Here is a 21,267-nt window from a genome sequence, read left to right on the forward strand (position 1 = left end):
GCCGGCATGATATGTCGACAAAAAAACGGCGACAAAAAAATCGAGAAGGAGGATGAAAGAGATGTTCAAGGCAAAGCACCTGACGGAAATACAGGCCTTCATGGAGAAAACGGGAATCCCGGGCAGGGACGGGTGGGGGCTTCCCCCGTCGAAAAAGAGTTTTCCCGACGGCTGCAACTACCGCATCGAGATCGCCGGAGTCGAGCGATATTCCAACATGGTGGCCATGGTGGACGAAGCGAAGAAGCGCAGCCTTCCCGTCCATCGGGCCATCTGCACCGTGAGCGGCTCCACCTACTGCGACTTCGAAGAACTGAAGAACATGGCGAAGCTGGCTCATGACGAGCAGATCGAACTGATCATGGTGGTGGGCCACCGCAAGGCCTGGGACGTGGGTTCCAAGGAGATGGGCTATCCCGAAGGGGGTCCCCAGGGACCGAGGCACCGCGGGTCCGACAGCATGGCCTACTGGGTGGAGGACATGATGCGGAACGTGGAGGCGGGGATCCGGGGCTTTCTCGTCTATGACGAAGGGGCCCTGAAGCTGGTCAACCGGATGAGGGCCGAGGGTTTTCTCCCGAAGGAGACCATTTTCAAGTGGTCCGTCTTCGGCGGCCAGTGCAGCCCCGCCGGGGCGAAGCTCCTGGAGGAGCTGGGGGCCGACACCATGAACCCCATCTCCGACGTGTCCCTTCCCATCCTCTCCAGCATCCGCACGGCGGTGAACATGCCCCTGGACGTCTACATGATCATCGTGGACTCCTTCGGCGGCATGTTCAGGGCCTACGACGCCCCGGAGATCGTCCGGGTGGCCTCGCCCGTGTACTTCAAGATCGAGCCGGGAACCTCGGAGGGCGACATCTACAAGCCCTGGGTCACCGACGGGTGGCACGACGAGTTCATCCGGGCCAAGGTGAAGATCGCCTCCACCCTTCGGGAGATCATGGAGCGCCGCGCTCCCGAGCTGAAGCTTTCCGGCCGGGGTCCCGCCGACCTCAGGCTCCCCGCAGTCGACTGATTTATCCTTTTGAGAGCCCGGGACGGACAGTTCCCGGGCTCTTCCGCCCCGGGCCGCCGGGGCCCATCCGTTCGCCGGGAGGGAGGATCCGCTATTGAGAAACCTTGAAAAGATCGACAGCGTTCTCACCTGGATCGAGGAAAAGATCCTCGTGTACGGCATCCTGTTCATGGCGGTGATTCTCATCGCCAACGTGATTTCCCGGAACTTTTTCTATTCCAGCATCAACGCCTCCGAGGAGATCAGCTAGTTTCTCGTGGTCATGGTGACGTTCCTGGGTACGAGCTACGCCGCCAGGAAAGGGCTCCATATCCGCATGTCCATCCTGAACGACGCTCTAAGGGGGAAACCCCAGAAGCTCCTTGCCCTTTTTGTCTCGCTGGTTACGGCCTGCATCATGCTTTACCTCGCCTGGCTGTCCTTCCGCTATGTCCGCCGGGTGGGGACGCTCCACAGGGTCAGCCCGATCCTCCAGTTTCCCCTTCACTACGTCTGGTCGGTGGTCCCGGTAGGGTTCGCCCTCACCGGGGTCCAGTACTTCCTCACCTTTTTCCGCAACCTGAAGAGCGGCGACGTCTGGGTTTCCTACTATGTGAAGGATGAACTGCTCGACCCGGGAGAGATGGCCGCGAAGAAGGAGGGGAACTGACATGCTGCTTCTGATGATAGGGATCATGTGCTTTTTCCTCATCCTCGGCTTTCCCATGATCGTCCCCCTGGCCCTGACGCCGGTGATCGTGGCGGCGGTGTACTTTCCCCTGCTCGACCCCATGAACCTGGTGCAGCAGATGCTTGTGGGGGTAAGGCCCCTGTCTCTCGTGGCGGTGCCCATGTTCATCTTCGCCGCCGACGTGATCTCCACCGGACAGGTGGCCAGGCGGCTCATCGACTTCGTCATGGCCTTCTTCGGCCACACCCGGGGAGGCCTCGCCGTAACCACCACGGCGGCATGCACCTTCTTCGGCGCCGTCTCGGGGTCCACCCAGGCCACGGTGGTGGCCATCGGGGGCACCATGCGCCCCTACCTTCTCCGCGACAGGTACGACGATTCCTTCTCCATCGCCCTCATCATCAACGCCGCCGGCATCGCCCTGCTCATCCCGCCGAGCATCTCCATGATCATCTACGGCGTGGTCACCGGCAGCTCCGTGGGCGAGCTCTTCATCGCGGGGATCGGGCCCGGGCTGCTGGTCTTCCTTCTCTTTTCCCTGTACTGCAGCTTCGCCGCCCGGACAATGGACATCGTCCGCACACCGAAAGTACCCCTTGCCGACCGGCTGAAGGCCCTCAAAAAAGCCGTCATTCCCATCGGCTTCCCCCTCATCATCCTCGGGGGCATCTACTCGGGCAAGTTCAGCCCCACCGAGGCGGCGGCGGTGGCGGTCCTCTACGCCGTGGCCGTGGAAGTTCTCGTGTACCGGCATATCGGCTGGAAGGACCTGTACCGCATCTCCCTTTCCACGGGCATCGTCACGGCGGTGGTGTTCATCCTCGTGGCGGCGGGAGCCGCCTTCTCGTGGCTCATCGGCTACGCCAGGATCCCCGAGATGATCCTGCCCCCCCTGCTGGGGGAAAACCCGTCCATGGTCAGGCTCCTTCTGATCATCGCCGCGTCCTACTTCATCGGGTGCATGTTCGTGGACTCCATCGTGGTGATCATGATCCTCGCCCCCATTTTCCACCCCATCGCCATGAAGCTCGGCATCGACCCGATCCTCATCGGCGTCCTGGTAACCATGCAGGCGGCCATCGGGGCGGTCACGCCGCCCTTCGGGTGCAACATCTTCACAGCCATGGCCGTCTTCAGGCGCCCCTACGCGGACGTGGTGCGGCGGATCACGCCGTTCCTCGCCCTGTACATTCTCGCGACCCTCATCGTCATCTTTTTCCCGTCCCTTTCTCTTTTCCTGAGGGATCTGGCTTTCAGGTAGCGCCCCGTGCGTGGGGAAGCACAGCCGAAAGGGGGAATCCGCCGGAAAAACCAGGAAAATCAGGCAGTCCGGGCATCGAAATACAAGGAGTTGTTCCCAATCTGAAGGAGGTGCTGGAAGGAATGAACAGGTTTTTGAAAGCGGCGGCAGCGGTGCTCGTGTGTTTCTTCGTCTTCGGGGCTGTCTCCCCGGCCATGGCGGCGAAGCAGGAGTGGAAGTTCGCCATCGAGGAAATCACCGGGAGCGTGCAGGATGAGTTCGCCCAGTTCTTCAAGAAGAAGATCATGGAGCGGATTCCGGATACGGAAATCGAAATTTATCCCGTGGGGGTCCTCGGCGACAGCGAAGACCTGACGGAGCAGACCATGAACGGCGTCCTTCATTTCACCATGGCGTCTCCCGGACACCTGGGAACCTTCATTCCGGTGGTCCGGGTCTTCTCCCTCCCCTTCATCTGGTCCGACAGGATGGAAGTCAACAAGGAGGTCATGAAGAACAGCGTGGCCATCTACAGCCTCCTGGAGAAGGAATACGAAAAGCACAACCTGAAGCTGCTGGGCGTCTTCCCCGAGGGGTGGCAGGTGTGGACCGCCAACAAGCCCCTGAGAACACCCGACGATTTCAGGAATTTCAGGATGCGCATCATGGGCGACCCGCTCCTGGCCGAGATCTACAAATCTTACGGCGCCAACGCGGTCCAGGTGCCCTATCCCGACCTCTATTCCGCCCTGCAGCTGAAGATGGTGGACGGCAACATCCAGCCCTTCTTCGCCCACGAGGAGATGAAGTTCTACGAGCAGCAGGATTACTTCATCGACATCAGGGAGATGCCCTTCGTGGCCACCTTCGTGGTGAGCCTGAAGTGGTTCGAGACCCTTCCGGCGGAGCAGAAGAAGATCATCGAGGAGACGGCCCGGGAGACCATCGATTTCGTCTTCGACATGCAGGACAGGATGAATTCCGAGCGGCTCCAGAAGATGCTGAAGATCAAGCCTTCCCTCCAGGTGATCGTGCCCGCCCCCGAGGAGCGTGAAACCTTCAAGAAGCTCTCCCTCCCCGTGCGGGACACCTACGTGAAGATGGCGGAACCCTACGGTAAAGATGTTCTCGAGACCCTGGTGAAGGAGCTCGAGGAAGCGGAGAAGAAAATAGCGAAATAGCCGGTTTTCCGCCGGGGGGGAGGGAGGTTCCTCTCCCCCCCGGCGGTCCCACGGAGCTGAGGCAGGCCCCGGAGTACTCCAGGGAGGGGAACCCCATGAAAAATGTCTGGGAAGAAGCGCTGTTCAACCTGTCGAAAGCGGCGGAAGCCATGGACCTGGAACCCGAGATCCTGGAGCGGCTCTCCGTGCCCATGCGGTTCACCGAGTTCACCATTCCGGTGCGGATGGACAACGGGGCCCGGAAGCTCTTCCTGGCCTTCAGGTCGTGCCATCAGGACGCCACCGGGCCCACGAAGGACGGCACCAGGGTGCGCCCCGGCCTCACGCCGGAGGAGATCAAGGCATTATCCCTTTTTATGAGCATCAAGCATGGAGTGGCCGGCATTCCCGCCGGCGGGGGGAAGGGAGGTATCAGGGCGGATCCGTCCGCGCTGAGCGAGGGGGAGTACGAGCGGCTTATCCGGGGATTCATCCGGAGGCTGAACCCGAAGGGGGCCTTCACGGACATTCCCGGAGCGGATATCGGCACGGGAAAACAGGCCATGGCCTGGATGCTGGATGAATACGAACAGATGACGGGAATGCACTGCCCCGCGGCCATCAACGACAAACCCGCCGAACTGGGAGGTTCCCTGGGGGGCTTCGAGGCCACGGGATGGGGAGTGGCGGCCTGCACGGGAAAAGCTGCGGAGAAAATGAACCTTGAACCGGGACGGACGCCCGTGGTCATCCAGGGGTTCGGCCAGGTGGGCTCAGTGGCGGCGAAAAAGCTCTCATCCATGGGCTTCCCCGTCACGGCGGTCTCCGACATCGCCGGGGCGGTTGAAAACCCGGGGGGACTCGATATCGGCGGGCTGGCGGCCCATGTGGATCGTACCGGTTCCGTGGCGGGCTTCCCGGGGGGGAGGAACGCCGACAAAGGCAGGATTCTCGAAATTCCCTGCGGCATCCTGATACCGGCGGCGGTGCAGGACGTGATCACCGCGGAAAACGCCCGCCGGATACAGGCAAAGGTCATCGTGGAGGCGGCGAACGCCCCCGTATCCCCCGAGGCGGACGACATGCTTGCCTCCGCGGGAATCCGGGTGATCCCCGACGTGGTGGCCAACAGCGGCGGGGCCATCGTCTGCGACTTCGAGCGCACCCAGGGGCTGAGCAACGACTACTGGTCCCTGGACAAGGTGGAGGAACGGCTGAACGGCCGCATCCTCACCGCGTACCGGGAGGCGGAGGACCGGGCGGCGGAGCGGAAGGTCTCCATGCGCCGAGGCGCGTGGATCAACGCCATGGGGAAAATACGGGCCGCCATGCTTCTGCGCGGCTGGTGCTGATTTCAGTTCAGGAGGCGACGTTATGTACTTCGAAATCTCCGAGTTTCACGAACGGCTGAAAAAAACGAAGGAGAGCATGCTCCGGAACAAGATAGAGGTTCTCGTGGTGAGCGACCCGGCGAACATGAACTACCTCACCGGGTACGACGGCTGGTCCTTCTACGTCCACCAGGGACTTGTCGTGGCCCTGGACCGGGACGAGCCCCTCTGGTGGGGCCGGGGAATGGACGGCAACGGTGCGAAGCTGACCACGTGGCTCAGCCCGGACAGCATCCGGCCCTACGCCGATGATTACGTGCAGAACGTCTTCAGGCACCCCATGAGCTTCGTGGCGGACATCATCCGTGAGCACGGGTGGGAGAGAAAGAACCTGGGGGTGGAGGCGGACAACTACTGGTTCACCGGCAAGTGCCTCCGGACCCTCTCGGAAGAGCTCCCCTCCATGGAAATCACTGACGCCACATCGCTGGTCAACTGGGTCCGGGTCATCAAGTCGCCGGCGGAGATCCGCTACATGAAGCAGGCGGCAAGGGTCTGCGAACATGTCATGGAGACCGCCGTGAACTCCATCACGACCGGCGCCCGGGAAAGCTCCGCCGCCGCCAACGTCTATCATGCCTGCATCACGGGAACGGATGAGTTTACGGGCGATCATCCCGCCATCTTCCCCATCATGCCCTCCAACGAACGGACCACCTGCGCCCATCTCGGGTGGGATCCCGAACGGAAGTACGCCCCGGGGGACCTGGTCCTTCTCGAGCTCTGCGGGGTCCGGTTCAGGTACCACTGCCCCCTCTCCCGGACGGTCTACATCGGCACGCCGCCGGAGAAGCTCCGCAAGGTGGCAGACACGGTGCTCAGGGGCGTGGAGGAGACCCTGGCCTTCATCCGGCCGGGAGTCACCGCCGAGGAGGTGGAGGCCCGGTGGCGGAAGGCCATCGAAGGGTCCGGCGTGGTCAAGCCGTCCCGGCTGGGGTATTCCATCGGCGCGAACTACGTTCCCGACTGGGGGGAGCACACCCTGAGCCTCCGCCCCGGGGACAAGACGGTGCTGAAGCCCGGAATGACCATCCACCTCATGCCGGGGATCTGGGAGGACGATTTCGGCTTCGAAAACAGCGAGCCCTTCCTCGTCACCGACACGGGATGCGAGCCCTTCTGCTCCTTCCCGAGAAAAATCCTCACCCGCTGAGGGATTTCCATGGCGAACCTGGGCCATGAAACGCTGGAACTCGCCGGGGAGCTCGTCGCCCTGAGGAGGGAATTCCACGCCCATCCGGAGCCCGGCTTCGGTGAGCGGTGGACCGCCGGGAGAATCGCGGCCTTCCTCCGGGGCCTGGGCCTGGAGGTAAAGGAAGGGGTGGCCGGGACAGGCGTGACGGCCCTTATCCGTGGAAACGGCGGAGGAAAGGCCCTTCTTCTCCGGGCCGACATGGACGCCCTGCCCCTGGAAGAACAGACCGGGCTGCCCTTCGCCTCACTGAACAGGGGGATGATGCACGCCTGCGGCCACGACGCCCACATGGCGGTCCTGCTGACGGCGGCGAAGATGCTCAGCCGCATGAAGGACCGCTTTTCCGGAACCGTCCGTCTCGTCTTCCAGCCCAACGAGGAGATCGCCGGGGCACGGAGGATGATCGACGAGGGGCGCCTCCTCTCCGACCCTCCGGTGGACGGCGCCATGGCCCTCCACGTCTGGAGCGGCATCCCGTCGGGAAAGATCTCGGTCCAGGCCGGCCCCGTCATGGCGGCCATGGACGAGTTCCGGGCAGTCATCCGGGGGAAGGGGGGACACACGGGCGCCCCCCACAAGGCGGCGGACCCAGTCCTGGCGGCGGCGAACTTCATATCAGCAGCCCAGATGATCCAGACCAGGGAGATCGACGTCTTCTCCCCCACCCTCGTCATGTTCGGTTCGGTCCACGCCGGGGGACAGGCCTCCAACATCATTCCGGAGGAGGTTTCCCTGGCGGGAACGGTGCGCTATCTCTATTCCGGGGGGCCGGACAGTCCCGAGCGGCCCCTTCAGCGGTTCGAGCGGGTGCTCGCCGGAATATGCGCCGCGTCGGGGATGGATTATTCCCTGGAATGGATTCCCAGCAACCCCTGCCTGGTGAACGACCCCGGAATGGCGGCCCTGGTGAGGAACGCCGCTTCCGCGGTGGTGGGGGATGAAAACCTTGTTCCCTACACCTGCACCGCCGGGGAGGATTTCGCCGAGTTCGCCCGGGAAGTTCCCTCGGTCTTCTTCTTCGTGGGAACGGGCGACCGGGAGAAGGGAACCGACTACCCCCAGCACCACCCGAAATTCGACATCGACGAAGAGGCCCTTCCCGCGGCTGTGGAGATCCTGGTGCGCTCCGCCCTGGCTTTCCTGGGGGCGTGAGCGGGGAACTTCGGTTCTGCGAAAGGAGGAAATGAGCGCCATGAGAAAACGCCCCGTTCACCCTGCGTCTTCCCCCGTTCCGGCGGGGGCCTACACACCGGGACTGGTCGCCGGCGGCTTCGTCTTCGTGAGCGGCCAGACGGCGGAAAAGCCGGGAAGCAGCGACCTGGTCGAGGGGGACGTGAAGGTCCAGACCCGGCAGGTCCTGGAGAACATCCGGGGTATCCTCGAGGCCGCCGGATGCTCTCTGGACGACGTGGTGAAGGTGACGGCCCACCTGGCCGACGCGGAGGACTTCGACGGATACAATGAAATCTACCGGCAGTTCTTTTCCGTTCCCTTCCCGGTGAGAACCACCGTCCAGAGCGTCATTCCGGGCGGGTCCCTCGTGGAGATCGACGTGATCGCCCTTCTCCCCGAAAGGCCGGACCGGTAATGGGAATTCCCGGGGAAGGCCATGGAGGCCTGCCGGAGGCCCGGCACGTCTGGGAGGCCCGGAAGCGAATCGCTCCCTATGTTCTCCGGACCCCCCTCGTCTTTTCGCCGCACCTCTCCGGACTTCTCGGCGCGGAAATTTTCCTGAAGCTGGAGAACCTCCAGGAAGTCGGCGCCTTCAAGATCCGCGGGGCGGCCAACAGGATACTGAGCCTCTCCGACGATGAGAGAAAGCGGGGGGTAACCACCTATTCCACGGGAAACCATGCCCAGGCGGTGGCCTGCATGGCCCGCAGGCTGGGAATACAGGCTTCCGTCTTCGTCTCCGACAGGGTTCCGGAGGCAAAGCTGGAGGCGATCCGCCGGTGGGGAGCGGACGTCCTCATAGCCGGCACGAGCCAGGACGACGCGGAAGAATACTGCAGGGAACTGGCCCGGAGGGACGGGATGACCGTGGTGGATCCCTTCGACGATCCCTTCGTCATCGCCGGGCAGGGAACTATCGGCCTGGAAATCCTCGAGGACCTTCCCGCCGTGGATACCGTGGTGGTCCCCACGTCGGGAGGCGGCCTCATCTCCGGCATCGCCCTCGCCGTGAAGGCGAACATCCCGGGGGCCAGGGTCACGGGAGTCTCCATGGAGAAGGGGGCGGTGATGTACGAAAGCCTCAAGGCCGGAAAACCCGTGGTCCTCGAGGAATCGGACACCCTTGCGGACAGCCTGCTCGGCGGGATCGGTCTCGAAAACCGCTACACTTTCCCCCTCGTCAGGCGGCTGGTGGACGGTATCGCTCTCGTCCCTGAAAAAGACATCGCCGGGGGTATGGCCTTTCTGCTAAGAAAGCATAAAATAGCTGTGGAGGGGGCGGCTGCCACGGGCCCGGGAGCCCTGCTCTCCGGAATCGTTCCTCCCGGCGCCAGAACAGCGGTGGTCATCACAGGCTGCAACGTCAGTGCGGATTCGTTCCTGGAAACGGTGAACGCCGTCCGGGACTTCTAAATTCACACCCCTCGACGGGGAAAGGAGAATGAGTGATGGCAAAGAAGAAAGGGCGCCTCGATTTTGTGAACATGAAGAAGAACGGAGAACAGGTCACGTGGGTCACGGCCTACGATTTCCCCATGGCGAGCTTCGCCGAGGCCGCGGGGATGGACATGATCCTCGTGGGTGACTCCCTGGGCATGATCACCCTGGGGTACCAGGGAACCATCCCCGTGACCATGGAGGACTGCATCAGCCACTGCAAGGCCGTGCGCCGGGGCGCGCCGAACACCTTCGTCATGGGCGACATGCCCTTCGGGTCCTACCAGGTCTCCGACCAGCAGGCGGTGGAGAACGCCGTGCGCTTCTTCAAGGAGGCGGACGTGGACGCCATCAAGCTCGAGGGCGGCGTGCGGGTGGAGTCCCGGATCAAGGCCATGGCGGACGCGGGAATGCTGGTGTGCGGCCACATAGGCCTCACCCCCCAGAGCTCCGGTCCCCTCGGAGGATTCAAGGCCCAGGGGCTGGACCCCGCATCGGCCCGGTACGTCATCGAGGACGCCCTTGCGGTGGAGCGGGCGGGGGCCTATGCCCTGCTCGTGGAGGCGGTGCCGCCCGAGCTCACCCAGTTCCTGGCGAAGAAGCTGACCATTCCCGTGTACTCCATCGGCGCCGGCGCCCCCTGTGACGGTCAGCTTCTGATCTGCGGCGACATGATCGGCATGTTCCAGGCCTTCACGCCGAAATTCGTCAAGGTGTACGCCAACGTGGCGGAAGTCATCACCAACGCCTTCAAGGAGTACGTGGAGGACGTGCGGACGGGCAAGTTCCCCGGAGACGAGCACTGCTACCACGTGAGGAAGGGCATGGAGGAGGAGTACGCCGCCATGCTGAAGGAATACGAGTAGAGACGACATTCCCGGCCCGCACCCCGGAGGTGCGGGCTTTTTTCTTCCCCCGGCGGGGAAATACGACTCAGAGAACAAGGAGAGGGTAGCATGAAGTTCGCCGAACGGTACGCGGGACTGCAGCCCTCCGGCATGCTGAAGATCTTCCAGGCCGCCGCGGCCGACCCCGACATGGTCAACCTGGGAGAGGGAGAGCCGGATTTCGACACGGAGCACGACATCATCGACGCCGCCGCGAAGGCGGCGAAGGAAGGATACACCCACTACGGCCCCATCATGGGGTTCGAGGACGTCCGCCGGTCTGTGTGCGGCTACTGGGACAGGCGGTACGGCCTCAAATCATCCCCCGACGAGGTGATGATCATGGCGGGAGGAGTCCAGTCGGTCCACCTGGCCCTCCAGGCCCTCCTCGACCCGGGCGACGAGGTGATCACGGCGGAGCCGTGCTTCACTCCCTATTTCGAGCAGATTTACCAGCACAGGGGAACGGCGGTCCACCTTCCGACGACGGAGGAGGCCGGCTTCGTCCCCACGGCGGAGGCCCTGGAACGGGCGGTCACGCCGAAGTCGAAGGTGCTCATGATCTGCTCCCCCAGCAACCCCACCGGAAGGGTCATGACCCGGCGGCAGATGGAGGACATCGCCGCCGTGGCGGAACGGCACGACCTCACGGTGCTCTCGGACGAAATCTACGACTCCCTGGTCTACAAGGGACGGCACGTGCCCTTCGCCACCATCCCCGGCATGAAGGAGAGGACCCTGACCATGGGAGGGCTCTCCAAGAGCCACTGCATGACGGGCTGGCGCATCGGCTACGCCATCGGCCCGGCACCCCTGGTCCGGCTCATGGCCCTTATCGGCGCGAACCAGACCTACGGGGTCAACGTCCCGACCCAGATGGCCTCGAAGTACGCCCTGGACAACCATGACCGAAAGCTCGAGGAGCGGGCCGGGATCTTCCGGCAGAGGCTCGGCTACGTGGCGGAACGGCTCAACGCCATGCCCGGCGTCCGGTGCTCCGAGCCCGAAGGGGCCTTCTACCTCTTCCCGGACATCCGGGGCACGGGGCTTACCAGCGAGGAATTCGCCTGGAGGCTCCTGGAGAAGGGAAAGGTGGCCACCCTTCCGGGATCGGCCTTCGGCGCCTGCGGCGAGGGTTACGTCCGCCTGGCCTGCACCCGGTCCCTCGAGGTGCTTGCCGAAGGCATGGACCGCATGGAGGCCTTCGTGAAGTCTCTGAAGGGATAGAAGCTCTTCTTCAGGAAAGAACATGAGCGGGGCGCTCTCGTGTTAACACAATCCCGAATACAGAAGGGGGAGTGCACCAGTGCTCGCTTGGGCCGCCGGCGCACATTGTCGTCCCTGACAACTGCGCCTGAAACCGACATCCATGTCGGTTTCTCGGCCCGGGCGCTGTGCCTGGCGACACTCCCCCTGCAGGAGAATTGATTATTACATTCTTTTTACTCGAAGGTCCCCCGGACGGTGACTTCGCCCTCCTCCATAAGGAGCCGCCCCTTCGCGGCCAGGAACAGGGGCCTGAAGTTTCCGTCGAGGACCAGCACGTCCCCGTCGCACCCCGGACGGACCCTTCCCTTCCGGGCCAGCTTCAGGTGGTCCGCCGGATTCGACGTCACAAGGGAGATCACCGTCTCCCTGGATATCTCACCTTCCCGGAGCATCTCCGCCACCGATTCGAGAACCGATTCCAGGGGGCCCACCTTCAGGCCCGTCATCTCCCCCTTTTCGTTGAAGGAGGGCATGGACCCGTTGCCGTCGGAGCTCAGGGTGATGTTCCCCGCCGGAACGCCCCTCTCCAGGAGGGTGGCCACCACCGCTGCCGTGGCGAGGCCGAACAGGGGGTTTTTCCCCGGGGCGGCGGTGATGTCCAGGTACCCGCCCCGGAGCCCGAAGGCCGCGGACTGCTCCACCAGGGCCTCGCACCTGGAAATATGGGTGGGAGCGAACTGGGTGATGGGGATGTCCGTTCCCTCCATGGCGTCGAGAAGAGGCGTCAGCCCCGAGGCCTCGCTCCCCATGTGGACGCAGAGGCAGCCCGCCTTGCCGGAGAGGATGCCCCCCACCCGGACGTTGGAGGCGGCCCGCCGGATCTCCTCCACAGAGGGGTGGGAACTCCGATGGTCCGACACGGCCAGCTTGAGGCCGATCACCTTGTCGATGAGGCAAAGGTCCCTCGCCACGGAGCCCGTGAGGGTCGGCGAGGGAAGGCCGTAACTCCCCGTGAGGATCCACGTGGAAATGCCCTCCTCCTCGAGTCCCCTGGCCTTCATGAGGAGTTCCTCCAGGGCGCGGCAGGTGCCGTCGGTCCCCAGCATCCCTACGGCGGAGGTGACCCCCGCCCGGACGAAGGAGGAAAGCTGGAGGGGCGGGGTCCTGTTGGCCGGTCCCCCTTCGCCTCCGGCACCGTTGAAGTGGACGTGCCTGTCGAGAATACCCGGCATGGTGAGGTTTCCCCCGGCGTCTACCGTCCTAAAATCGGCGGAGAGGCCTGACAGGGCCGCCGGGTCCGCCGTTCCGGCGGGGTATACGGACAAAATGCGGCCGGCGGCCATAAGAATGTCGCACAGCCCCTTGTGTTCAGGGTCATACAGGTCGGCGTTCCGAATCAGAAGCATGAAATGGGTTCTCCTTTCCTCCGTCCCGCCTTGGCGGGGGAAGACAAACTTTTTCTTCTTGGGTCAGTGTACCGGAAGGTGTAGGGAAGGGCAACGGTCCCCGGGGAGCCGGGGCTCCCCGGGGAACCGGGTGGATCAGGCGGTTTTCTTTTTGTCCGACGGCCAGATGGCGATGCCGGTGAAGCCGTAGAACCAGGCCGTCAGGAAGCCGAGGTAGCACAGAATGGCCCAGGGCACGTACTCGAAGACGGACACCCCGAGAACGGTGGACATGTAGATGCCCGCCGCCGACCACGGAATGAGGGGCACCACCACGGTGCCGGAGTCCTCGAGGGTCCTCGAGAGCACCCTGCGGGAGATGTTCATGTCGTCGGCAAGATCCTTGTACATGGTGCCCGGGACGATCTCGCTCAGGTAGGAATTTCCCGTGCCGAGGCCGGTGAGAATGCCCGTGACGGACGCGGACACGACAAACCGTCCCTTGCTGTTGCCGATGAAGCTCTCCTTCAGGGAGGAGCAGATCTTCCGGAAAGTGCCCGTGTACTCAAGCTGCCCGGCGAAGATGTAGGCGAAGAAGACCACCACCACCGAACCTGACATGAAGGCCAGACCGCCTCTGCTCAGGAGCTTGTCCAGGCTCGCCACCTCGGTGACGATCTTCGGACCGGAGGCCATGGACTTCACGATGGTGGTGAGATCATAGCCCTGCATCATGGCAAGGGGCACGGCGAGGACGATGGCGATCCACAGCACAGGAAGGGTGGGATAGCGCCGGTAGGCCAGCACCAGCACCGCCAGGGGCGGAACCAGCACGAGGGGGGTCATTTTGAAGGTCTTGGAAATGCCGCCGAGAATTTCATTGACGGACGTAAGGTCGATCTCGCCGGAGGCGTTCGACCCCACGTAGCCGTACACCGCGAGGCTCACGAGGAATGCCGGGATGGTGGTCCAGAGCATGGAGCGGATGTGGTCCACCACCTCAACCTCGGCCACCGCAGCCGCAAGGACCGTGGTGTCCGACACGGGGCTGAGCTTGTCGCCGAAATAGGCTCCGGCCACCACCGCTCCCGCAGCGGCAGCCAGGGGCACGCCGAGGCCCTGGGCGATGCCCATGAAGGCCACGCCGAAGGTGGCGGCGGTTCCCCAGGATGTTCCCGTCATGGTGGACGACAGGGCGCAGATCACGAAGGCAGCCATGAGGAAGGATTTCGGGCTGAGAAGCTGAAGGCCGGTATAAATCAGGTAGGGAATGGTCCCCGACAGCATCCATGCTGCGATGAGGGGGCCCACCGTGAGCAGGATCATGATGGCGCCGGACGCCCGGGCGATCATGGGAACGACGCCCTTGTCGAAAAGCTCCTCCCACGTAAACCTGTAGTGGAACACGTACACGGCCGTGGTGAACATGCCGATGAACATCAGGAGCAGGGCCACGTCAAAGCCCAGTATCAGCCGTCCGACGACGATGATCGAGAGAATGATTCCGAAGATAAGAACTGCTCCGCCGAGAGAAATATCCCTGTGTTTCCGTTCTTCAGGCACTGAATTCTCCTCCTTTTTTCCCCTGTGGGGATGGGTTTCGTTCACTTCCCCTTCAGACACGTTTTTCCCGGATCTTTCGCTGCCCCCTTCCTGCGAATCCTAAAATGGATACGTTTATGGATATCATTGTGCTTTCGTTTCCTTCTGTCAAGATGATTTAATTTTAGAATTTTATAAATCAAATATTAATTGAACATTTTTACAGGCAATGCGTTTGTCCGGAATATCTGGTACACTCATGGGCAGCTCTTTTTATCCGATGCGCTTTTGAGGTGATCCGTGGTCATGGAATCTCTTTCAGCTACCGACAAGGCCGGCAGGGAGATCGTCCGTCTTATTGCAGCCCACCGCTTCTCCCCAGGCGAGCGTCTTCTCGAGACGGCCCTCGCCAGGGAACTCGGCATGAGCAGGACCCCCGTGCGGGAGGCCCTGGGGCAGCTCGCGTCCACAGGGTTTCTCGTCAAGTCCGAGGGATCGAGGGGATACCAGATTCCCCTCCTCACGCCCAAGGACATCGAGGACGTCTTCTTCATGCGGGGAATCCTGGAAAGCAAGGCCGCCATGCTCTGCGCCCGCTCAGCTTCGAAAGAAACGGTCCTGGAGCTCCGGAGGATCAACGCCCGGGAAGAGGAGACCTTCAGGGCCAACCTGAAGGGGGAATATGCGGAGCTGAACGAAGACTTCCACATGCTCCTGGCTGATTCGTCGGACAATCCCTACATGAAGATGTATATCCGGCAGCTCTACTGGAGGTCGAACCTGTACGTCCTGTTTTTCATGAGTTTTTACTGCCTGGAGTCGGACTACGACACGAAGCGCCTGAGCTACCTGGAGCACAGGAAGATAGTGGACGCCGTGGAAGGGGGGGACCCCGGCGCCGCCGAGGCCGCCATGAGGGACCACATCCTCAGCAGCTACAACCACCTGCTGTTCCCGAAGAAACCCCTCGAAGGAATGTCCTGATCCGGCACGAACACAACGCCCGGGGCTCATCGCCCCGGGCGTTGTTTTTCTTCCCGCCGGTCCGACGGCCAGAGGGCGATCCCCGAAAAGGCGAACAGCCATGCCGCCGGCACGCCGGAGTAGCATATCACCGCCCAGGGAAGATATTCCCCCGCTGAAACGCCGAGCACCGCTGACATGTAGACCGCAGCGGCAGACCACGGAACGAGAGGGACCACCACCGTTCCCGAGTCCTCCAGGGTGCGGGAGAGAACCCTCCTGGAGATGTCCATCTCGTCGGCGAGGCGCCGGAACATGGTACCGGGGAGGATCTCGCTCAGGTAGGAGTTTCCCGTGGCGACGGCCACCGTCATCCCCGTGAGGGAGACGGAGAGGACGAATTTTCCCCTGCTGCGGCCGATGAACCGCCTCTGGAGAAGGCCGCTGACCCGACGGAAGGTTCCCGTGGCTTCAAGCTGCCCGGCGAAGACATAGGCGGCGCAGACCACTGCGGCCACCCCTGCCAGGAAGAGCAGCCCTCCCCTGCCGAGAAGGTCGTCCACCGCCGGGTTTCCGGTGACCACCCGGGGACCGGCGGCCATGGCGGCCAAAATCTCCCATGGGCCGTACCCCTGGAACAGGGCCAGGGGGAGGGCAAGCCCCACGGATGTCCACAGGGCCGCCAGGGTGGGAAACCGTTTCCATGCCATGACCAAAAGGACCAGGGGAGGAAGGAGCAGAACGGGGCTGAGGAAAAACCGTCCAGAAAGGGCCGATGTCATTGCCGCGATTCCAGCCATGTCCATGGCTCCTCCGGCCCCTGACCCCGCCGCGGCGTAGACGGCCACGCTCAGGACCGCTCCGGGGATGGTGGTCCAGAGGGTGGACCTGATATGGTCCATGACGTCCACTTCCGCCACAGCGGCGGCGAGGACCGTGGTGTCCGAGACGGGACTGAGCTTGTCGCCGAAGTAGGCGCCCCCCACGATGGCCCCGGCGGCGGCGGCGGCGGGAATGCCGAGGCCGCCGGCGACGGCGGTGAGGGCTACGCCGAAGGTGGCCGCAGTACCCCAGGACGTGCCCGTGAGCAGGGAGGCGAAGGAGCAGAGGAGAAAGGCCGCGGGCAGGAAAATCCGGGGAGTGAGAAGATCAAGCCCTGTGGAGACAAGGTAGGGAATGGTGCCGGAGAGGGTCCATGCGGCGATGAGGGGCCCCACGCTGAGAAGGATACCAAGGGCCCCGGACGCCCGGGAGAACATGGGGAGCACTCCGTCGACGAAGAGGAGCCTCCACCCGAAGCCGTACTGCAGCCGGAAAAAAGCCGTGGTGAATATCCCGCAGAGGGCCAGCAGCACGGCGATATGAATTCCGAACGCCAGGGTGCCCCCGGCGAGGATGGCAAGGATGCCGCCGAGGGCGGTCAGCGCCCCGGCAGCGGAAATGTCGCCCTGCTGTTCCTCTTTCGCCATGCCCGTCCATCCCCTTCCGTAAAGCTTCCGGAAGACCACTATACCAGAGAAGGAGGGTGCCGGCGGGAATAAAAAATGGTAGGATGTCCGGAAGAAGAGCGAAGGAGGGTTCCCCGTGGCAGATTTTCAGGACAGGCTTCCCCCCTACGGCGTGGAATTCAGCAGCCGGAAAACTCTGCAGATTTCAGTCCACCCCGGCGGCCGGGTGACGGTGAAGGCTCCGATGTTTCTGGACCGGGCCGCCGTGGACAGGGCTGTAGAGGAAAAAAGGGAGTGGATACTGAAAAAACTGGAGTATTTCCGCTCCGTCCCCGCCCCCGTTTCCCGTGCTCCCCTGGGGCAGGGAAGCCCGATCCCCTTTCTGGGAAAAATCTACCCGCTTGATATCAGGGAGGGGAAACGGTTTGACGCCCTGATCGAGGGCGGTACCCTGCGGGTCACCCTGCGCAAGGGCACGGAGCCCCAGGCGTCCCTGCCCGGGCTTCTGAACCGGTGGTATTCCCTCAAGGCCGCTGAGGAGTTTCCCCTCGCCATGAAGCGGTGTCTTCCCATGTGCTCTTCTTTTCTGAAGGATGAGCCGCCCCTCCGGATCCGGACCATGCGCTCCCGGTGGGGAAGCTGCACCGGAAAAGGTGTCGTCACCCTGAATACCCTGCTGGTGAAGGCTTCTCCCGACTGCATCGACTACGTGCTGCTCCACGAACTCTGCCATACCGTCCATCCGGACCACGGCAGGGGATTTTACTCTCTGCTGGAAAGTGTCCTCCCGGAATGGAAGGACCGAAGAAAGGAACTCCGGGAACGGGCGAAGGACCTTCTTTTCGTCTGAAAAAATTATCTTTTCCGCTCAAAAATTCTGCGGGCCAATTGCGAAAGAGGCTCATTCTGATACAATAAATCTGCATCTCAGGATATTAACCGTTTACTCATACTGCCCTGCAGCCCTTTGCCCCGGAACGGGGCGCCCGCAGCAGGATGAATTATATTCAGCGCTGTTATATTTTTTATTTATTTGTTTTTTCTTGAAATACTGTTTCATATAATGATAAAATACCGTGGTCTGTACCGGTCCCTCCCGATGGATCCTGTACCTTTTCCAGGAGGGGCACCATCCACCCGGGAGGCGGGGTAGTGACAAAGCGCTGGGTAGTTTTTTCCGCGGCTTTTTTGTGTATAATTTCACTTTTTCTCTGGCGTGGTACGCCTGAGATTGTGCCGGTGGCACTTCTCTTCGACGAGCGGGACACTACCGGAGCGGTGGTTTCCCGGCAGGCCCTCCAGTCCGTGGTGCTGGCCATGGAATATTTCAATTCCCGCTCATCCTCCAGAAAATTTCAGCCGGTCCTCCTTTCGGAGACCGACCCCTCCTCCGCCCTCCGGACAGCCGCTGAACGGAACGTCTCGGCCGTGGTGGGGGGAATTTCCGTGCCATCCCCGTCCCTTCTCTCCGAAGCCTCAAACCGCTTCGGGATTACCGTCATCTCCCTCGCACCGGGATCATTCCTCGCCAAGGGGGACGATCTTGTCTTTCGGCCCAGGCCGGACAGCGGCGGCCGTTCTCTTGGATCGGAGGCTAAAAAGCGGGGCATGACAAACTATTCCGCCATCGTGAGCGGCTTCGAGAGCGGCTACGTACAGGAGTTCATCCGGGACTTCGAGGCAGGAGCCGGTGCTCCTCCCCGGAGGACCATGATTTTCAGCGGCGACCTGAACAAGCAGATCGAAGATTTCGGACGGGTCGCCTCCGGGATGGACGCCATGCTCCTCGTCCTGCCCGACTGGCTGGCTGCCATCGCCCTCAGGGAGCTCCGCCTCAGAACGCCCGGGCTGCCTGTCTACGCTTCCAACAGGGCCGTATCCCACCGGACACCCCTCCTCGCGGGCGATACCGGTGAAGGACTGCTCACCGCCGCCGTCCTTCCCCGGGAATGGTTCCCCGGAGGAAGCGGTTTCCCCGGTTTCGTGGCTGATACCTACGGGGAACACATCCCCCCCATCACCCTCTCCATCGGGTACGACGCCATTGCCATGCTCGACGCCGTCCTTGACCGGGCGGGAACGACGGATGCCGGGGCCGTGGCCCGCGCCATGGCCGGACTGGAGCGGGTTGAATCTTCCGCCGGGCCTGCATCCCTCGACGCCGGGGGCGACCTGCCCCTGCCCCAGGGAATCTTCTCCCTGACGAAACAGGGATGGATTCCCGTCTCCGGGTCTTCCTCCCCCCGTTTTTCCTCCGTCACTCCGGGAGAAATCCCGCGATGAAACGGAAGACCATTTCCCTCGGCGGCTTTTTCACCGCCATTCTCCTGTTCTTTCTGTGCATCATTCTCCTCGAGGGAGGGCTCACCGCCTACTTCCGGATCAGTTCCCAGCTTCAGGAGTTCACCGAGCGGGGGGAGACCTTTACCAGGGTGGGCTCCCACTTTCTGAAGCAGCAGGTCCGCCGGGGAGAGGCCTCCGTCCGGGGGCTCGTCAGGGGATGGTCATCCCCCGACAGGGAAAACGGCGTGCTCCTGGCCGCCGTTATGGAAGACAGCGCCATTGCCTCCGTCCTGAAGGGCTGGCTGCCCGAGGGGATGATCCTTCCCCGTGAAATCCTCGCTCCCGGCTGGAAAATGAACGATCTCCTCGACCAGTTCGGGAGGAACCTTCTCACCGGCACCATGACCGTGGACGGAAAAACCGTGTTCGCCGCCCTGGACCTGGATCTCAACGAGCTGAACGTGGCGGGGACGCCGGACATCCTTCCGGTCCTCTCCACCCCCACGGGATCGGTGGTCTGGACAGGCTCCGGGGAAGAGTCGCCGGGCCTGGTCTCCCACATCCGCGCCCGGGGCCTCGTGGCCAGAAAAGAAAGCGCCGAGGGCGCCTGGTCCCTCCTCCCGTCACACTACGGCGAGCGGGTGGTCCTCCGGCAGGAACCCTTTCTTTACGGTCTTCAGCTGAGTCTCGTCTATCCCCTGTCAAGCCTTATCCGCAGCGCCATGTACGGCGCCGCCTTCTCCGGCTCCGCCACCGTGGCCGCCCTGCTGGCCATTTTCCTCATCTGGTTCGTCTGGAGACGGGGAATCTACAGCAGCATCAGGGACATCACGTCCCTCGCCGAGGACATGAGCGCCAGGCTGGGAGACCTTGAGGGAGGGGACCACATCAGGGCCGCCGAGGCCATGTATTCCCTTTCGAGACGCTTCGCCGACCTGAAGGAAACCTTCGTCCTCGAGATGAACGCCTTCACCGGCAATCTGCGGAACCTTTTCCAGGTCATCTCCCAGCAGCAGGAGGAACTCACCGCCTTCAACGAGGAGACGGAGGCCATGAACCAGGAGCTTGAGAATGTGAACAACCGCCTCGTCATGAGGGAGGCCCTGTGGGAGAGAACCCTGGAGTTCTCCCACACCTTCGCCCGGAGCGAGGATTCCCACCAGGCCATTTCCTCCACCCTCCACACCATACGGAGGGACGTGGGGGCCTTCGGCGTGCTCCTCTCGTCAGTGGAGGGAGACCACTACCGGCTCACCGCGTCGAGCGGGTACAACGGCGAACTCGCCCCCTTCACCATCCCGAAGAACGGCATTGCCGCCACGGAAAGCGTTCTCACCGGCGCCCCCCTGTGGGTGGAGGACATTTCCCGGCACCCTTCGGCAAGCCCCGTACACCCCTCCGTGAAAAGCGAGCTCCTCGTTCCCCTCTTCCAGAGCGGGGAGGAGGAGGGAGTGCTGGAGATCGCCTTCGACCGGGTCTCGAAGAAGGATCCCTTCCTCATCGAAACCCTCGTTCCTGTGGCCTCCTACCTCGGCGGGCTTGTCCACGGAGAGAAGATGCGCCGGGAGGTGGAGGCATCCTACTCCTACCTCGCGGAAAAGCTCCAGTTCGTCACGGGGATCTACCATGACGAGACGGAAAACCACATCGCCCGCATCGGGGAGTACTGCCGGATTCTCGCGGGAGAGCTGGGCAAAAGCCATGCGGAACAGGAAAAAATAGCCCTCTTCGCGAGGCTGCACGACATCGGCAAGCTCAAGGTCCCGAGGGAGATCCTCTCAAAGCCGGACATTCTCACCGCCGAGGAGTTCAGGGTCATCACGGGCCATCCGGCCTGGGGCGCTGATATTCTCGGCGACGCGGCGTGGCTTGCCATGGCCAGGAGGATCTGCCTCACCCACCACGAAAAATGGGACGGAAGCGGTTACCCCAGAGGCCTGAAAGGCAGGCAGATTCCCTGGGAGGGACAGGTCACCGCCCTGGCCGACGTGTACGACGCCCTCCGGTCGTCCAGGGCCTACAAGCCCCCCTTCTCCCACGAACAGGCGGTGGAGATCATCACCAGGGGCGACGGCAGGGTGGAGCCCGGTCATTTCTCTCCGGAAGTCCTCCTGGCCTTCATCAGGCGGAGCGGAACCTTCAGGGAGATTTTCGAAACCATGAAGGACAGGGAGTTCTCTCCCGGGGAGCGGGAGCTTTCTCCTGACCGTTCCTGAAGTTTTTTGTGGATAACCTTCCCACACTGTCCACATTCCCGCCCGGATTG

The 21,267-nt window shown here is 62.8% G+C and carries 19 protein-coding genes; 16 read left to right on the forward strand and 3 right to left on the reverse strand.

The features are described 5' to 3' along the window. Positions 1-61 precede the first annotated feature (61 nt). The 12 genes from C8D99_RS06850 (at position 62) to C8D99_RS06900 (ending at position 11,398) form a co-directional block, all read left to right on the forward strand. A complete protein-coding gene (locus C8D99_RS06850) occupies positions 62-1,018 on the forward strand; it encodes a hypothetical protein (RefSeq protein ID WP_133957396.1) in 957 nt (318 codons plus the stop codon). 94 nt (positions 1,019-1,112) lie between these two features. Then, positions 1,113-1,268 (forward strand): hypothetical protein, encoded by a 156-nt coding sequence (locus C8D99_RS15175; RefSeq protein ID WP_166670059.1) that lies wholly within the window; start codon positions 1,113-1,115, stop codon positions 1,266-1,268. Between the two features lie 12 nt (positions 1,269-1,280). Then, positions 1,281-1,667, forward strand: coding sequence for a TRAP transporter small permease (locus tag C8D99_RS06855; protein ID WP_208321116.1), 387 nt, complete (start codon positions 1,281-1,283; stop codon positions 1,665-1,667). Between the two features lies 1 nt (position 1,668). After that, positions 1,669-2,949: a TRAP transporter large permease gene (locus tag C8D99_RS06860; protein ID WP_133957398.1), complete on the forward strand. Its 1,281-nt coding sequence runs from the start codon at positions 1,669-1,671 to the stop codon at positions 2,947-2,949. A gap of 122 nt (positions 2,950-3,071) precedes the next feature. Beyond that, positions 3,072-4,109, forward strand: a complete 1,038-nt coding sequence (locus tag C8D99_RS06865; RefSeq protein ID WP_133957399.1) for a TRAP transporter substrate-binding protein — start codon at positions 3,072-3,074, stop codon at positions 4,107-4,109. A gap of 95 nt (positions 4,110-4,204) precedes the next feature. Continuing rightward, complete coding sequence (locus C8D99_RS06870; protein WP_133957400.1) at positions 4,205-5,440, forward strand: Glu/Leu/Phe/Val family dehydrogenase; 1,236 nt, start codon at positions 4,205-4,207, stop codon at positions 5,438-5,440. Between the two features lie 22 nt (positions 5,441-5,462). Beyond that, complete coding sequence (locus tag C8D99_RS06875; RefSeq protein ID WP_133957401.1) at positions 5,463-6,632, forward strand: M24 family metallopeptidase; 1,170 nt, start codon at positions 5,463-5,465, stop codon at positions 6,630-6,632. 9 nt (positions 6,633-6,641) lie between these two features. After that, the gene (locus tag C8D99_RS06880) at positions 6,642-7,826 is read left to right on the forward strand and encodes a M20 metallopeptidase family protein (protein WP_133957402.1); all 1,185 of its coding nucleotides are present in this window, start codon (positions 6,642-6,644) and stop codon (positions 7,824-7,826) included. Between the two features lie 40 nt (positions 7,827-7,866). Continuing rightward, the gene (locus C8D99_RS06885) at positions 7,867-8,262 is read left to right on the forward strand and encodes a RidA family protein (protein WP_133957403.1); all 396 of its coding nucleotides are present in this window, start codon (positions 7,867-7,869) and stop codon (positions 8,260-8,262) included. After that, entirely contained in the window at positions 8,262-9,260 is a 999-nt protein-coding gene (locus tag C8D99_RS06890) for a threonine/serine dehydratase (protein ID WP_133957404.1), read from the forward strand. Before C8D99_RS06885 ends, C8D99_RS06890 begins: the two co-directional genes overlap by 1 nt. A gap of 35 nt (positions 9,261-9,295) precedes the next feature. Continuing rightward, the gene (gene panB / locus C8D99_RS06895; RefSeq protein WP_133957405.1) at positions 9,296-10,150 is read left to right on the forward strand and encodes a 3-methyl-2-oxobutanoate hydroxymethyltransferase; all 855 of its coding nucleotides are present in this window, start codon (positions 9,296-9,298) and stop codon (positions 10,148-10,150) included. Between the two features lie 90 nt (positions 10,151-10,240). Further along, entirely contained in the window at positions 10,241-11,398 is a 1,158-nt protein-coding gene (locus tag C8D99_RS06900; protein ID WP_133957406.1) for a pyridoxal phosphate-dependent aminotransferase, read from the forward strand. A 215-nt stretch (positions 11,399-11,613) separates the two neighbouring features. Here the strand turns inward: C8D99_RS06900 and iadA are convergent, their stop codons facing one another. Both iadA and nhaC read right to left on the reverse strand, forming a co-directional pair. Continuing rightward, positions 11,614-12,786 carry a beta-aspartyl-peptidase gene (gene iadA, locus C8D99_RS06905; RefSeq protein ID WP_133957407.1) on the reverse strand — a complete coding sequence of 391 codons (1,173 nt, stop codon included), beginning with the start codon at positions 12,784-12,786 and terminating at the stop codon, positions 11,614-11,616. Between the two features lie 135 nt (positions 12,787-12,921). Next, on the reverse strand, positions 12,922-14,328 hold the full coding sequence (gene nhaC, locus C8D99_RS06910; RefSeq protein ID WP_133957408.1) for a Na+/H+ antiporter NhaC: 1,407 nt from the start codon (positions 14,326-14,328) through the stop codon (positions 12,922-12,924). A 285-nt stretch (positions 14,329-14,613) separates the two neighbouring features. Here nhaC and C8D99_RS06915 point away from each other — a divergent pair, with 285 nt between their 5' ends. Next, entirely contained in the window at positions 14,614-15,291 is a 678-nt protein-coding gene (locus tag C8D99_RS06915; protein ID WP_133957409.1) for a GntR family transcriptional regulator, read from the forward strand. Positions 15,292-15,317: 26 nt separating this feature from the next. Here the strand turns inward: C8D99_RS06915 and C8D99_RS06920 are convergent, their stop codons facing one another. Beyond that, entirely contained in the window at positions 15,318-16,739 is a 1,422-nt protein-coding gene (locus C8D99_RS06920; RefSeq protein WP_133957410.1) for a Na+/H+ antiporter NhaC family protein, read from the reverse strand. Between the two features lie 115 nt (positions 16,740-16,854). On the opposite strand from C8D99_RS06920, the gene C8D99_RS06925 reads away from it, so the two are divergent. The 3 genes from C8D99_RS06925 to C8D99_RS06935 all read left to right on the forward strand — a co-directional run bounded on the left by C8D99_RS06925 (position 16,855) and on the right by C8D99_RS06935 (position 21,217). After that, the gene (locus tag C8D99_RS06925) at positions 16,855-17,568 is read left to right on the forward strand and encodes a M48 family metallopeptidase (RefSeq protein WP_133957411.1); all 714 of its coding nucleotides are present in this window, start codon (positions 16,855-16,857) and stop codon (positions 17,566-17,568) included. 389 nt (positions 17,569-17,957) lie between these two features. Next, the gene (locus C8D99_RS06930) at positions 17,958-19,001 is read left to right on the forward strand and encodes an ABC transporter substrate-binding protein (protein ID WP_208321117.1); all 1,044 of its coding nucleotides are present in this window, start codon (positions 17,958-17,960) and stop codon (positions 18,999-19,001) included. Then, the gene (locus C8D99_RS06935; protein ID WP_166670060.1) at positions 18,998-21,217 is read left to right on the forward strand and encodes an HD domain-containing phosphohydrolase; all 2,220 of its coding nucleotides are present in this window, start codon (positions 18,998-19,000) and stop codon (positions 21,215-21,217) included. The genes C8D99_RS06930 and C8D99_RS06935 overlap by 4 nt, the downstream gene beginning before the upstream one ends. Positions 21,218-21,267 lie beyond the last annotated feature (50 nt).

Source organism: Aminivibrio pyruvatiphilus (genome assembly GCF_004366815.1).
Lineage (GTDB): Bacteria > Synergistota > Synergistia > Synergistales > Aminobacteriaceae > Aminivibrio > Aminivibrio pyruvatiphilus.

Coding starts and splice junctions, on each gene's coding strand:
- C8D99_RS06850 (WP_133957396.1), top strand. CDS start 62: ATGTTCAAGGCAAAGCACCTGACGGAAATACAGGCCTTCATGGAGAAA.
- C8D99_RS06855 (WP_208321116.1), top strand. CDS start 1,281: ATGGTGACGTTCCTGGGTACGAGCTACGCCGCCAGGAAAGGGCTCCAT.
- C8D99_RS06860 (WP_133957398.1), top strand. CDS start 1,669: ATGCTGCTTCTGATGATAGGGATCATGTGCTTTTTCCTCATCCTCGGC.
- C8D99_RS06865 (WP_133957399.1), top strand. CDS start 3,072: ATGAACAGGTTTTTGAAAGCGGCGGCAGCGGTGCTCGTGTGTTTCTTC.
- C8D99_RS06870 (WP_133957400.1), top strand. CDS start 4,205: ATGAAAAATGTCTGGGAAGAAGCGCTGTTCAACCTGTCGAAAGCGGCG.
- C8D99_RS06875 (WP_133957401.1), top strand. CDS start 5,463: ATGTACTTCGAAATCTCCGAGTTTCACGAACGGCTGAAAAAAACGAAG.
- C8D99_RS06880 (WP_133957402.1), top strand. CDS start 6,642: ATGGCGAACCTGGGCCATGAAACGCTGGAACTCGCCGGGGAGCTCGTC.
- C8D99_RS06885 (WP_133957403.1), top strand. CDS start 7,867: ATGAGAAAACGCCCCGTTCACCCTGCGTCTTCCCCCGTTCCGGCGGGG.
- C8D99_RS06890 (WP_133957404.1), top strand. CDS start 8,262: ATGGGAATTCCCGGGGAAGGCCATGGAGGCCTGCCGGAGGCCCGGCAC.
- panB (WP_133957405.1), top strand. CDS start 9,296: ATGGCAAAGAAGAAAGGGCGCCTCGATTTTGTGAACATGAAGAAGAAC.
- C8D99_RS06900 (WP_133957406.1), top strand. CDS start 10,241: ATGAAGTTCGCCGAACGGTACGCGGGACTGCAGCCCTCCGGCATGCTG.
- iadA (WP_133957407.1), bottom strand. CDS start 12,786: ATGCTTCTGATTCGGAACGCCGACCTGTATGACCCTGAACACAAGGGG.
- C8D99_RS06915 (WP_133957409.1), top strand. CDS start 14,614: ATGGAATCTCTTTCAGCTACCGACAAGGCCGGCAGGGAGATCGTCCGT.
- C8D99_RS06920 (WP_133957410.1), bottom strand. CDS start 16,739: ATGGCGAAAGAGGAACAGCAGGGCGACATTTCCGCTGCCGGGGCGCTG.
- C8D99_RS06935 (WP_166670060.1), top strand. CDS start 18,998: ATGAAACGGAAGACCATTTCCCTCGGCGGCTTTTTCACCGCCATTCTC.